General features: G+C 70.2%; 10 protein-coding genes. 3 read left to right on the top strand and 7 right to left on the bottom strand.

Annotated elements, in window-relative coordinates; all coding sequences use genetic code 11:
* Positions 1-9: 9 nt before the first annotated feature.
* A complete protein-coding gene (gene dbpA, locus BA022_RS12795; protein WP_088887732.1) occupies positions 10-1,419 on the top strand; it encodes an ATP-dependent RNA helicase DbpA in 1,410 nt (469 codons plus the stop codon).
* 26 nt (positions 1,420-1,445) lie between these two features.
* On the opposite strand, the gene BA022_RS12790 is transcribed toward dbpA, so the two are convergent.
* The 3 genes from BA022_RS12790 to BA022_RS12780 form a co-directional block, all read right to left on the bottom strand.
* Positions 1,446-2,222, bottom strand: a complete 777-nt coding sequence (locus BA022_RS12790) for a sulfite exporter TauE/SafE family protein (protein ID WP_011806797.1) — start codon at positions 2,220-2,222, stop codon at positions 1,446-1,448.
* 158 nt (positions 2,223-2,380) lie between these two features.
* Complete coding sequence (gene ybeY, locus BA022_RS12785; RefSeq protein WP_011806796.1) at positions 2,381-2,839, bottom strand: rRNA maturation RNase YbeY; 459 nt, start codon at positions 2,837-2,839, stop codon at positions 2,381-2,383.
* A 65-nt stretch (positions 2,840-2,904) separates the two neighbouring features.
* Positions 2,905-3,858: a PhoH family protein gene (locus BA022_RS12780; protein ID WP_041838940.1), complete on the bottom strand. Its 954-nt coding sequence runs from the start codon at positions 3,856-3,858 to the stop codon at positions 2,905-2,907.
* A 56-nt stretch (positions 3,859-3,914) separates the two neighbouring features.
* Here BA022_RS12780 and ruvA point away from each other — a divergent pair, with 56 nt between their 5' ends.
* Together ruvA and BA022_RS12770 are read left to right on the top strand one after the other, a co-directional pair.
* Entirely contained in the window at positions 3,915-4,487 is a 573-nt protein-coding gene (ruvA, locus tag BA022_RS12775) for a Holliday junction branch migration protein RuvA (RefSeq protein WP_088887731.1), read from the top strand.
* Positions 4,488-4,509: 22 nt separating this feature from the next.
* Positions 4,510-5,976, top strand: a complete 1,467-nt coding sequence (locus BA022_RS12770) for a trypsin-like serine peptidase (RefSeq protein ID WP_088887730.1) — start codon at positions 4,510-4,512, stop codon at positions 5,974-5,976.
* Here BA022_RS12770 and BA022_RS12765 read toward each other — a convergent pair.
* The 4 genes from BA022_RS12765 to BA022_RS12750 are packed head-to-tail and all read right to left on the bottom strand — an operon-like array spanning position 5,973 to position 11,994.
* Positions 5,973-8,828: an Hsp70 family protein gene (locus BA022_RS12765; protein WP_088887729.1), complete on the bottom strand. Its 2,856-nt coding sequence runs from the start codon at positions 8,826-8,828 to the stop codon at positions 5,973-5,975. The two genes, BA022_RS12770 and BA022_RS12765, sit on opposite strands and share 4 nt — an antisense overlap.
* Before the next feature lie 4 nt (positions 8,829-8,832).
* Complete coding sequence (locus tag BA022_RS12760; RefSeq protein ID WP_088887728.1) at positions 8,833-9,426, bottom strand: NAD(P)H-dependent oxidoreductase; 594 nt, start codon at positions 9,424-9,426, stop codon at positions 8,833-8,835.
* A gap of 10 nt (positions 9,427-9,436) precedes the next feature.
* Positions 9,437-11,347, bottom strand: a complete 1,911-nt coding sequence (locus BA022_RS12755; RefSeq protein ID WP_088887727.1) for an Hsp70 family protein — start codon at positions 11,345-11,347, stop codon at positions 9,437-9,439.
* Positions 11,348-11,355: 8 nt separating this feature from the next.
* Positions 11,356-11,994: a DUF2760 domain-containing protein gene (locus BA022_RS12750; protein ID WP_088887726.1), complete on the bottom strand. Its 639-nt coding sequence runs from the start codon at positions 11,992-11,994 to the stop codon at positions 11,356-11,358.
* Between the last annotated feature and the right edge of the window lie 188 nt (positions 11,995-12,182).

The raw sequence follows: 12,182 nt of genomic DNA, 5'->3' as shown, positions 1-12,182 counted from the left end.
TTGGCGACCATGACCATCTCTTCAGGCGCGTCGCCTGCTCCGTCCGCCTCCGCCTTCTCATCGCTGCCTCTGTCCCCTGAAATGCTGGCCAACCTGCAGCAGCTGGGCTATGCGCAGATGACGCCCATCCAGGCCGCCAGCCTGCCTTTCAGCCTGCAGGGCCGGGATCTGATCGCCCAGGCCAGCACCGGCAGCGGCAAGACAGCGGCCTTTGGCTTGGCCATGGTCGATCGGCTGAACCCGCGCTGGTTCGCCGTCCAGGGCCTGGTGCTGTGCCCCACGCGCGAGCTGGCCGATCAGGTGGCCACCGAGATCCGCCGCTTGGCGCGTGCGCAAGACAACATCAAGGTCGTCACTGTGTATGGGGGCGTGCCTTCGCGCGGCCAGATTGCTTCGCTGGAGAACGGTGCCCACATCGTGGTCGGCACGCCGGGCCGCGTGATGGACCTGATGGAGCGCGGCAAGCTCGACATCGCCAACCTCAAGACCTTGGTGCTTGACGAGGCCGACCGCATGCTGGACATGGGCTTCCTGGCCGATATTGAGACCGTGGTGCGCCAGTGTCCGGCCGAGCGCCAGACCCTGCTGTTCTCCGCCACCTATCCCGACGGCATTGCGGGACTGGCACAGCGTTTCATGCGCGCGCCCCAGATGGTGAAGGTGGCCGCGCAGCACGGTGCCGGCAAGATCGCGCAGCGCTGGTATGAGGTGGATGCACGCGAGAAGGTCGACGTGGTGGCGCGCATGCTCGCGCACTTTCGCCCTGCGTCGAGCATTGCCTTCTGCAATACCAAGCAGCAGTGCCGTAACGTGGTGACTGCGCTGCAGAGCCAGGGATTCAGTGCCCTCGCCCTGTTTGGCGAGTTGGAGCAGCGCGAGCGTGACGAGGTGCTGGTGCAGTTTGCCAACAAGAGCTGCAGCGTGCTCGTGGCCACCGACGTGGCGGCGCGCGGAATCGATATTGCCGACCTCTCGGCCGTGATCAACGTCGATGTGACGCCCGATCCCGAGGTGCACATCCACCGCATCGGCCGCACGGGCCGTGGCGATGCCGAGGGGCTGGCGCTGAACCTGGTCAGCATGGATGAGATGGGCAGCGTGGGCAAGATCGAATTGCTGCAAGGCCGTGCCTGCGAGTTCTTTCCGGTGGATGAACTCACCCCCACGGCAGGGGGCGAACTGCAGCCACCCATGTGCACCATCCAAATCATCGGCGGGCGCAGGGAGAAGATCCGCGCCGGCGACGTGATGGGCGCCATGTGCGCCGACTTCGGCTATGCGCGCGAGCAGATCGGCAAGATCAGCGTCAACGATTTTTCCACCTACGTGGCCGTGGACCGCGCCATCGCGGCCCAGGCCTGCGCCAAGCTGAATGCGGGTCGCGTCAAAGGCAAGATGGTGAAGGCGCGCTTGCTGTAGCGCGCCTGGGGCCTTGGGGGCGGGGTTCAGCCCTTCAGGAAGAACAGCCCCGCCATCACCAGCCCCGTGGCCACAATGCCCCAGCGCAGCACCGGCGCAGGCAGTTGGCGTGCCACGCGCGCGCCGCCATAGCCGCCCAACGTGGCGGCCACCATCATCACCAGGGCCTGCGGCCACAGCACGATGCCGCCTGCGGCATAGATGGCCACGGCAATCGCCGTGAGCAGGGCCGACACGAGGTTCTTCATGCCGTTCATGGCGTTGAGCTGCGTCTGCCCCAGCAGCCCGAACAGCGCCAGCAGCAGGATGCCCAGGCCCCCGTTGAAATAACCCCCGTAGGCCGCCACCGCCAGCATGCCCGCGCCGGCTTTCAGGGCCGAGGGCGTGCCATGGCCGGCTTTGCCGGCCCATTGCCGCAGCTGCGGGCCAAAGGCGAAGAGTGCCGTGGCCGCCAGCAGCAGCCAGGGCACGACCTTGCGGAAGGTGGCGTCGGGCGTGAACAGCAGTAGCGCCGCACCGGCCGAGCCGCCGATGAGCGACAGCACGACCACGGCGCGCATCGACAGGCCCGGCGGCGGCTGCATGTCTTCCCGAAAGCCCCAGGCACCGGCCATGTAGCCGGGCAGCAAGGCCACAGTGCCGGTGGCGTTGGCGACCACGGGCGGCACACCGGTGAACACCAGCGCGGGCAGGGTAAGGAAGCTGCCGCCGCCGGCTACCGCGTTGAGCGCACCGGCGATGAACGCGGCGGTGAGCAGAAGTGCCAAGTGGCCGATGGAGGTCGTCCAGCCCAGGATGTCCATGCGTGGGTTCTTCCCTTAAGAGATGGTCGCCGCGTGAGAGGCGGACCTGCAGGACGCAGGTCGCGCGGCATCTTAGGCCGCACCGGCGGGCGCGTTTGTGACCTGGGCGCAAAACAGCTTTCCGCACCCCGGCGCCCGTGGTGGTGAGCGCCTGCCAGTTATGCCGCGTAGGGGTCCGCGAAGCCCAACTCCTGCAGGATGGCGGTCTCGTAGGCCTCCATTTCCTGCGCGTCCTGTTCGCTGGTTTCGTGGTCCCAGCCCTGGGCGTGCAGCGTGCCGTGCACCAGCAGGTGGGCGTAGTGTTCCTCTAGCGTCTTGTTCTGCTCGCGGGCCTCGCGCTCGACCACGGGGGCGCAGAGCACCAGATCGGCCACGGCCACGGGCTCTTGCTGGTAGTCGAAGGTGAGCACGTTGGTGGCGTAGTCCTTGTGGCGGAACTCGCGGTTCAAGCGCTGGCCTTCCTCGGCGCCCACGATGCGCACGGTGATCTCGGCATCCACGGCCAGGGCGTGGCGGATCCAGCGCGCGACCGCGTGGCGGGGCAGGGTGGCGCGGTGCGCGGTGGCCTCCGCGTCGCGTGCGAATTGGAGGGACAGGGACAATTGGTTCAGAGCCATTTTGGCCTCCAGCGCTTATCAGTCAAGCGCGAGCAGCTATGAATTTGTGAGCTTTTGGCCGGCGACTACTCGCCTGCGCCGCGGCGGCTGCGCTGCGCGTCGTAGGCATCCACGATGCGCGCCACCAGCGGGTGGCGCACCACGTCGGCGCTGGTGAAGCGCGTGACGGCGATGCCCTTGACGCGCTTCAAAACCCGCTCGGCGTCGATCAGGCCGCTCATCGCGCCCTTGGGCAAGTCGATCTGGCTCACGTCGCCCGTGACCACCGCGCGCGCGCCGAAGCCGATGCGCGTGAGGAACATCTTCATCTGCTCGGGCGTGGTGTTCTGCGCCTCGTCGAGGATGACAAAGGCATTGTTCAGCGTGCGCCCGCGCATGAAGGCCAGCGGCGCGATCTCGAGCGCATTGCGCTCGAAGGCCTTCTGCACGCGGTCAAAGCCCATCAGGTCGTACAGCGCGTCATACAGTGGGCGCAGGTACGGGTCCACCTTCTGCGTCAGGTCGCCCGGCAGGAAGCCCAGGCGCTCGCCAGCTTCCACGGCCGGGCGGGTGAGCACGATGCGCTGCACGCTGCTGCGCTCCAGCGCATCCACCGCGCAGGCCACGGCCAGGTACGTCTTGCCGGTGCCCGCCGGGCCGATGCCGAAGGTGATGTCGTGCGTGGCGATGTTTTCCAGGTAGGTGGCCTGCGTGGGCGTGCGCGCGCGCAGGTCGGCGCGGCGCGTGGTGAGCTGGATGGCGCTGGCTTCATCATCGCCCTGCATGCTGGCGTCGCCGGCCAGCATGAGCTGCAGGTGTTCTTCCTTGATGGGGCGATCCGCCATCTCGTACAGCGCCTGCAGCAACTCCATGGCTTGCGTGGCCTTGGCCTTGGGGCCGTCCACTTTGAACTGCTCGTGCCGGTGGGCGATGGAGACCTGCAGCGCCGCCTCGATGGTGCGCAGGTGCACATCGGCGGGGCCGCACAGATGGGTCAGGCGCGTGTTGTTATGGGGGGTGAAGGTGTGGCGCAGGATCACGCTGATAATTCCGGTCGAAGTTCCGCGGCGGGTGTCCGGCGCGGCAAAGGACATCCATGATAGGCAAATTGACCGGCACGCTGCTGGAAAAGACCCCCCCCGAGGTGCTGGTGGACTGCCACGGCGTGGGCTACGAGGTGCAGGTCAGCATGAGCACCTTCTACAACCTGCCCGCCGTGGGTGAGCGGGTGAGCCTGCTCACGCAGTTCATCGTGCGCGAGGATGCGCAGCTGCTGTACGGCTTTGGTACGGCGCAGGAGCGCCAGGCGTTTCGCGAACTCATCAAGATCAGCGGCGTGGGGCCGCGCACAGCGCTGTCCATCCTCTCGGGCATGGGCGTGGCGGACCTGGCGCAGGCCGTTTCGCTGCAGGAAGCAGGGCGCCTGGTCAAAGTGCCGGGCATCGGCAAGAAAACCGCCGAGCGGCTGCTGCTGGAGCTGAAAGGCAAGCTGGGCACGGACGTCGGCGTGCGCGCGCATGCGGCCAACGACAACCAGGCCGACATCCTGCAGGCGCTGCTGGCCCTGGGCTATAACGACAAGGAGGCCGCCGCTGCGCTCAAGGCGCTGCCGGCGGATGTGGGAGTGAGCGAGGGGATCAAGCTGGCGCTGAAGTCGCTATCCAAATAGTTCTTACGTAGAGGAGAGAGCAATGCAATTACTGACAACAACTGCGGCGCAATGGGCCGCGATACCCTTGGTGCTGGCCTTGTCCGCTTGCGGTGGAGGTGGGGGCGACAACAACGTTCCCTCTCCTGCGCCTCCGGTGGCGGGCGACCGCATCGAGCCCTACGACCCCAGCGGCACGGCCAAGGTGGCCACCTCGCAGCAGCCGGTGAGCCCGGTCGTCAGTGCGCAGGCAACCCGCACCATCGCCCTCGGCGCGCTCACGGCCGTGAAGGGCGTGGTCTCCGCCACTCCCGGAACGCCCTTGCAGATCGGCGAGGCGCGCAGCGTGGCGGACACCGCCACCGTCGCGGCCACTGCGGCCCTGCTGCGCTGGCAACCGACGGCGCGGGGCACGCAGGCCGCAGCGCTGCGCTTCACGGCCGACGGAGCGTATGGCGTGCGTCTGGGCGTGCTCGTGCAGTCGCTGCCCGAGGGCGCGGTGCTGCGCTTCTACGGCGAGCAGGGAGCGGGGGCCATGGAGGTGCGCGCGTCCGAGCTGCAGGACATGGCCGCGCGCAATGCGCGTGGCGGTGCGGATGACACCACCGCGCGCACCTATTGGAGCCCGGACTTCAGCGGCCCGCAGACCACACTGGAAGTGGAGATTCCCGCTGCGGCCTCGCCAGCGGCCGTCCGGCTGTCCGTGCCGCGGCTGTCGCATTTCACGCTGGCGCCCGCACAGGCCGAGCAGGCCTTTGCCCAGAAGGTGGGCGAGTCGGGCAGTTGCAACGTGGACGCGACCTGCCGGCCGGAGTTCAACGACCAGAGCCGCTCGGTGGCGCGCATGATCTTTGTTCGCGACGATGGCAAGAGCTACCTGTGCACCGGCACGCTGCTCAACGATGCGGCGTCCAGCGGTACGCCGTACTTCCTGAGCGCCAACCATTGCATTTCCACGCAGGCCGTGGCGTCCACGCTCACCACGGACTGGTTCTACCGTTCCAGCACCTGCGGCACCGCCACCGTGAACCCCGCCGCCGTGCGCGTCACCGGCGGTGCGGCGCTGCTGTACGCGTCGGCCACCACGGACACGGCCTTCATGCAGCTCAACAGCCAGGCGCCTGCCGGCATCGTCTATGCAGGCTCGTACTTTGGCGGAGTGGGCGTTGGCACGGCGCTGGCGGGTGTGCACCATCCCCAGGGCGATCTGCAGAAGGTCAGCCTGGGCTCCGTGCAGCGCTACAGCACGTGCGTGGACAACAGTTGCCGTTCCAGTAATGCGGACGACGGCACCTTCCTTACGCTGGGCTGGCAGGAGGGCACGACGGAGGGCGGCAGCAGCGGCTCGGCCGCGTTCGTGACGTTTGGCGAGCGCCGCTATGTGGTGGGCCAGCTTCTGGGCGGAACCGCCAGCTGCGCTGCGCGCGACGGCGTGGACTATTACGGTCGTTTCGACACCAGCTACCGCACGGCGCTGCGGCGCTGGCTGAATCCGACGGCGGCCAACTAACCCACCAGCACCAGCCCGGGCGGCAGGCTGTCGCCCAGGCTGCGCTGCTGGTCCTCGGCCTCCATGGCCGTGGGCTGTTCTACCAGCGCGGTCCAGCGTGCGGGCGCGTGGGCGGTGCGCATCTTTTCCAGCACTTCGGTGCGCAGGTCGTCGGGCAGGTCGCGGGCGCGGTCGCCGGTCATGCGGGCGATCTGCACGGCGGCGAACAGGGCATGCTCGTTGTGGCGCCAGTCCTCGCGCAGCGTGGCATGCAGAAACTCGGCCGCGGCCTCGGGCGGCATCACGCGGTGGGCGTTGGCTGCCAGCGGCTGGCGCGCGGCCAGGCGGCCGATGGCCCACCACGTCTGTGCGGATTCATCGGGCCGCAGCAGGCGCTGCAGCATCCACTGGCCCATTTCCTGGCGGTACTGCCAGGGCACGGCCTCCATGGCGGCGAACAGGCGCAGCATGTCGTCGTAGCTGCCCCACGCGGCTTTGCCCTGGCTGCGTTGCACGGTCTTTTGCATGCAGCCGGCCACCGCTTCCAGCACCTGCATCTGCTGCGCCTCGTCCAGACCCGCGGCCACACGGCGCCAGAACACCCACCATTCGGTCCAGTTGGCGGCGTCCTGGCCGTGGCCCAGGCCCTGGGGGTAGAGCTGCCAGACCTGCGCGATGCGCCACGCGTCCAGCTCGGCGCCCACCCCGGGGCGCAAGCACCAGCCTGCCAGGTTGAGCCACGTGCGTTCGTGCTCGGGCGTGCGCCGGCGGCGGCGCGCACGCGCCAGCAATGCATCGAACAGCGCGCGCAGCGAGGCAACGTCCCAGCCGGCGCGCGGGCCCAGGAGTTTTTCCAGCGACTGGCGCAGCTGGCGCACCTCCTTGGGCGCCACGTCCTGTGCCTGGGTGCCGAAGATGCGGTCGATCAGCGCCAGCGCCTGGGGCAGGCGTGAGGCTTTACCCTCCGAGCCTTTTTGGCCGCCGACGCTTTCCGATTCTGCGCTGGTAGCTATCGATTTGGAAGCGCCATCGGTGCTCGCCGCGCCGCGCACGGCAAAGGGCAGCAGCCAGGATTGGTCCGCCTCCTGCGTTGCCACGCAGCGCACCTCCAGCGTGCCCACCTCGGTCATGCAGGCCTGCAGCTGCACCTCCACCTGGGCGGTGGCGCGGCCTTCGGGTGCGGGCAGCACCGTGGCCAGCGGCGGCAATTCCGCCCAGCCGTCGCCCTCCAGCGGCGCAATCTGCCCGGCCTGCGCCTGGCCCTGGCTGCGCGCCACCAGCGCGAAGCGCACGGCCTGGCCCAGCCGCAGCGCGAAGCGCCGGCTCGTCAGGACCAGGCGCACGCCTTCTTCGGTGCCGCGGGGCAGCAGGCAGATGCCCTGCGGCGCAGTGCCCGCCTTGCCCGGCAGCACCAGCCAGTAGCTGCGCGCCGAGCCGCCGCCGATGCGTGGGACTATGGTTTTAGGAGCTGCTGGCGCTTGCTCTGACTGGGCTGTGTGCGTATTTGATGATGAATGCTGCGCCAACCCGTACGCCGCGGCACCGCGCGCCACGGCCCAGTCGGGATGCGGGTTGTGCAGCACGCGGGGCGGTGCGCCGCGCCAGTGCGCAAGCACCCCCGTGAGCCGCTGCACCAGCGCCGGTGCATGGAATACCCCGCCGTTGAGCAGCAGGGTGTCGGGCAAGTCGCCCCCGGCGTGCTGCGCCAGGAACTGCGCGAGATGGCGCGTGATGGCCGCGTCGGCGGGGTAGGGCAGGCCCAGCCCGCGCAGCGCACCCTGGCGGCGCGCCGGGCGATCGCCAATCTGCACCTGCGGCAAAAAGCCTTCCACCACGCATTGCAGCACCTGCGGGCGTGTGAGCGTGGCCGTGTGTGTCTGCGCCAGCATGCGGCTGCCCGCGCCCAGCAGCGTGACTGCGGCGCTGTCGGGGGCGCCGTCGGCCAGCAGCAACTCCTTGGCCTGTCGGCAGCGCTGCACCAGTTGGGCGAAGCGCGCGGCGGGCAAACGCGCGGCGGGTAACCGCGCGGCGGGCAGGTGGCCACCGTCGCCGGCGAACTGCGGCTCCAGCAGGTGCGCCAGCGCCAGATCCATGTTGTCGCCGCCCAGCATCAGGTGCTCTCCCACGGCGATGCGCGTCAGCCGGGGCGTGCCGCCGGCCTGCGTGTCCACGCGGATCAGCGTGAGGTCCGTGGTGCCGCCGCCCACGTCCACCACCAGCACCAGGCGGCAGCCCGCCAATTGCGCGGCCAGTTGTTCGCCTTGCAGCGCCAGCCAGTCGTGGAATGCGGCCTTGGGCTCTTCCAAGAGCTGCAGCGCTGGCAAGCCGGCCAGGCGTGCGGCTTCCAGCGTGAGCGCGCGCGCGCCCTCGTCGAACGAAGCCGGCACGGTGAGCACCAGGTCTTGCGCATGCAGCGGCGCATCGGGGTGGGCGGCGTCCCATGCCGCGCGCACATGTGCCAGGTACGACGCGCTGGCCTGCACCGGCGAGACCCGGGCCACGTCCTGCGGCGCGCCCCAGGGCAGGATGGGCGCCGTGCGGTCCACGCCAGGGTGGGACAACCAGCTTTTGGCGCTTTCCACCAGCCGCCCTGGCACGGCTGCACCCAGGTCGCGCGCCCAGCGGCCGAGGGTGGCCGGGGTGTCGTCCGTGGCCTCCAGGGGCGGCCACGGCTGTCGCCACGCCTCGCCCAACTCGCCGAGTGCCGCCTGGTAGCGCACCGAGGGCAGCAGCGGCTGCGCCTGCACCTCGCCTGCCGAGAGGCGCTGCGGGATGGGCAGCAGTGCGATGTCCGCCGCGCGGCCTTCCAGCGGCGCATAGGCGCAGGCGGTGTGGCTGGTGCCCAGGTCGATGCCGACGGTGTAGCGTTTCACCCGGCTAAGCCCATGAAGACAGCGCGCGTGCGATGCGCGCGTTGAACCGCAGCACCTGGGCGGCGGACAGGCGCTCGGCGCCGTAGAGCGAGAGCATGTCGAAGGCACTGCGTGGCGCGCAGGTGCCCAGCAGCGCGGTCTTGAGCACGCGCCGCACAGGCCGGCGCAGCACCAGCCGGTCCACCCACCAGGGCGACCCCAATGTGGTGATGGCCAGTGTCCTGCGCAGCCGGTGCAGCCTGGGGCGGATGGGCCCCAGGTCGGTCGCATGGTCGTAAGCCACGCCGGGCGCCCATACGCGGTCGAACCAGCCCTTGAGCACCGCCGGAAAGCCGAACCACCAGGTCGGAAAGACCAGCACCAGCGCCTCGGCCTGCAGCAGCCGGTCGATCTGCGCTTGCACGGCGCCGCCGTCGAAGGCCGTGCCGTAGTAGCTGCGGCGCTCCGCCGCCGTGAGCGCGGGCGCGAAGCCCGTGCGGCACAGGTCCTCCACCTGCACCGTGTGCCCTGCGGCGGTGAGGGTGCGGATGGCTTCCTGCGCCAGCGACTGGCACAGGCTGTCCTCCAGCGGATGCGCGATGACGACCAGACAGTGCATGGCGCCGGCGTCAGGCCTGTGTCTGGGCGCGCACGTCGAACTCCACCTTCCAGCGCTCGTGGCCTCCCACGGGCACGGCGCTCAGCTCCAGCGTGCCGATATCGGTCACGCGGGCGTGCAGGGTGACGGGTACGACCTCGCCGGGCGTGCGGCCCTCGGGGGGCAGGTGGGCCTCGATCTCCTGCAGTTCCACCAGCTCTTCGGGCCCCCAGAAGTCCAGCAGCGTGCCCACGGTGTCGCCGCGGCGCACGCTGGAGCCGAAGAAGCGCAGCCGCACCGGCTCGCCCACCACCAGGCCGAATTCCTGGGCATGGAGCGCGACCTCGGTGCCTTCCTCCATGCCGAACGGCGCCAGGCACAGGGCGCTCAGGGGTGGCTCCATGCCGGGAATGGCGGGCATGTTGCTCTCCACGCCCACGTAGTAGCTTTGCGCCGTGCCGCCGCGGATGCGCACGCCGCGCCCCGCCGCAGTGACATGGCCGAAGTACGCCGCGCCGCGTGCCACGGCCAGGTCCAGCTGGGCGCCTTCCAGCAGCCGGGCCGGGGCGGCGCCCTCGGCAGCCAGCCAGCCGTTGATGACACCGACGATGCGCTCAGCGATCTGGGGGGCCTTCAGCACGCCGCCGTTGAACAGAAGGGCCGTGGGGTGCAGGAAGCTGGCGCCCCCCGCTTGCCTGTCGGCCAGGCCAGGGATCTGTGCCGTGGCATCCAGCTGGCGCGACAGGAAGGCCGCCAGGTGGCGCGTGACGGCCGCGTCCTGCGCGTAGGGCAGGCCCAGTTGCGTGAGCGCGCCGCGCGCGCGGGTCAGCGGCTTGTCGCCCACGGCCACCTGCGGGAAGAACCCCTCGACCAGCACCGCCTGCACTTCGGCGCGCGTCACCTCGGTGCGGATGCTGCCGCCGATCAGCTTGCTCCCGCGGCTGGGGACAACCACAGGCACGGATGGCAGCGCCTCGTCGGCCAGCAGCTGCTCCTTGGCCGCGCGGCAGCCATGGGCCAGGGCGCGGGTCTGCCAGGCGTCCAGCGGCTTGCCTTCCTGGGCCAGCTTACGCGCCACGCCATAGGCCAGCGCCAGGTCCATGTTGTCGCCGCCCAGCAGGATGTGCTCTCCCACCGCCACGCGCTGCAGTTCCAGGGCGCCGTCCTTCTCCAGCACCGCGATCAGCGACAGGTCCGTGGTGCCGCCGCCCACGTCCACCACCAGGATGACGTCGCCGCTCGCGACCTGCTTGCGCCATCCGCCGCCGCTGGCCTGGATCCAGCTGTACAGCGCGGCCTGGGGCTCTTCCAGCAGCGTCAGGCGCTCCAGGCCGGCGGCGCGGCAGGCCTCGGCGGTCAGCTCGCGCGCGGCCGGGTCGAACGATGCGGGAATGGTGACGGTGATGTCCTGCTGCTCCAGCGGCGCCTCGGGGTGGGCCTGGTTCCAGGCCCAGCGCAGGTGCGACAGGTAGCGCGCCGATGCGGCCAGGGGCGACACGCGTGGCACCTCTGGCGGCGCATCGGGCGGCAGGATGGGCGCACGCCGGTCCACGCCCGGGTGGCACAGCCAGCTCTTGGCGCTGGACACCAGACGGATCGGCGTGGCCGCGCCGCGCGTGCGCGCCAGCTCGCCCACCACGCCGTCCTGGCCTGCGCCGCCACCGGGCAGCGCCGTGTCGGCGGCGCTCAACTCGCTCTCATGCGGCAGGTATAGGAAGGAGGGCAGCAGCGGCCGCGCCTCCACGCTGGCTGGTCCGGTGAGTTGCGGAATATCCAGCACCTGCTGCACGACGGCGTCGCCGTCGCTGGCGTGCCGGTCCACGTACGACAGCGCGCAGTGCGTGGTGCCCAGATCGATGCCGATGCTGTACTGGGCGTTGTTTTTGCCTGTAGCGCTTGCGGGGTAAGCGCTGGCAGCTATGGTTTCAGGAGTGTTGGGCATATCCGTGTTCACAGCTCCACCTCGGCCTGGGCCAGCACGGCGGCGGCCCGCGGGTCGGTGAGCTGCGGCAGGCGCACGGCGGTCGCCTTCCAGCCGCGGTGGGTCAGCTGGCCCGTGAACGGCGCCTGGCCCAGCACATTGCCCGTGAGGCGCACGGCCGTGGCGTCAAAGCCGACCGGCAGGGTGACGTGGCTGCCCTCGCCCTCGGGGCGCACGGCCTCGATGGTGAAATGCTCGCGCAGCACCTTGCGGCAGCCCTCGTGGACCACGCGCGCGGCGGCGCCGATCTCGGCATCGGAGTAGGGCGCCACGTCTTCCTGCAGAAAGTCCACCAGGCGCGCCTCGCGCTGCAGCAGGCCCAGCAGCTGCAGCGCGGCGGTGTCGGTGGCGACGTCGACGCGCTTTTCCACCACTTTCTCGACGGGCACCTCCACGCGGACCTCGACGATCTTCTCCACGATTTTCTCCACGGGCACTTCCACCCGCACTGCCTGGGGAGCCGGTGGCGCCACGTCGGCGGCCAGCGCTTCACCCGCGCGCAGGCGCTGGATGTCGGCGGCCAGGCGGCCGTTGCCCAGGATGGCGAAAAAGCTGCCGATGGCGATGGCCATGCGGCTCAGGAAGGAGGGGTGTGCTGGAGTGTTCATGGGCTGTCGCTGCAAGGGGGCGCCGGGCCGAGGCGGCGCGGCGCACAGGGAGGGGCGGGTGCGGCGTTCGAGTGGTCCGGGAGGGGGACGGGGCTCGCCCGCGCGCGGCGCGCGAAGGCGGCGATGTTACCGAAAGGCGGCTATCCCTGGCCCGCGCGGGGTGGCGGGGCGGCACGGCGGCGCGGGGG

Origin of the sequence: Diaphorobacter nitroreducens (assembly GCF_002214645.1) — a bacterium.
Lineage (GTDB): Bacteria > Pseudomonadota > Gammaproteobacteria > Burkholderiales > Burkholderiaceae_C > Diaphorobacter > Diaphorobacter nitroreducens.
This window is presented reverse-complemented; position numbering and strand designations above follow the sequence as displayed.

Bases quoted from the DNA above. Each gene is read 5' to 3' on its own strand.
- BA022_RS12750 (WP_088887726.1), bottom strand. From the start codon at position 11,994: ATGAACACTCCAGCACACCCCTCCTTCCTGAGCCGCATGGCCATCGCC.
- ruvA (WP_088887731.1), top strand. From the start codon at position 3,915: ATGATAGGCAAATTGACCGGCACGCTGCTGGAAAAGACCCCCCCCGAG.
- BA022_RS12790 (WP_011806797.1), bottom strand. From the start codon at position 2,222: ATGGACATCCTGGGCTGGACGACCTCCATCGGCCACTTGGCACTTCTG.
- BA022_RS12760 (WP_088887728.1), bottom strand. From the start codon at position 9,426: ATGCACTGTCTGGTCGTCATCGCGCATCCGCTGGAGGACAGCCTGTGC.
- BA022_RS12755 (WP_088887727.1), bottom strand. From the start codon at position 11,347: ATGCCCAACACTCCTGAAACCATAGCTGCCAGCGCTTACCCCGCAAGC.
- dbpA (WP_088887732.1), top strand. From the start codon at position 10: ATGACCATCTCTTCAGGCGCGTCGCCTGCTCCGTCCGCCTCCGCCTTC.
- BA022_RS12770 (WP_088887730.1), top strand. From the start codon at position 4,510: ATGCAATTACTGACAACAACTGCGGCGCAATGGGCCGCGATACCCTTG.
- ybeY (WP_011806796.1), bottom strand. From the start codon at position 2,839: ATGGCTCTGAACCAATTGTCCCTGTCCCTCCAATTCGCACGCGACGCG.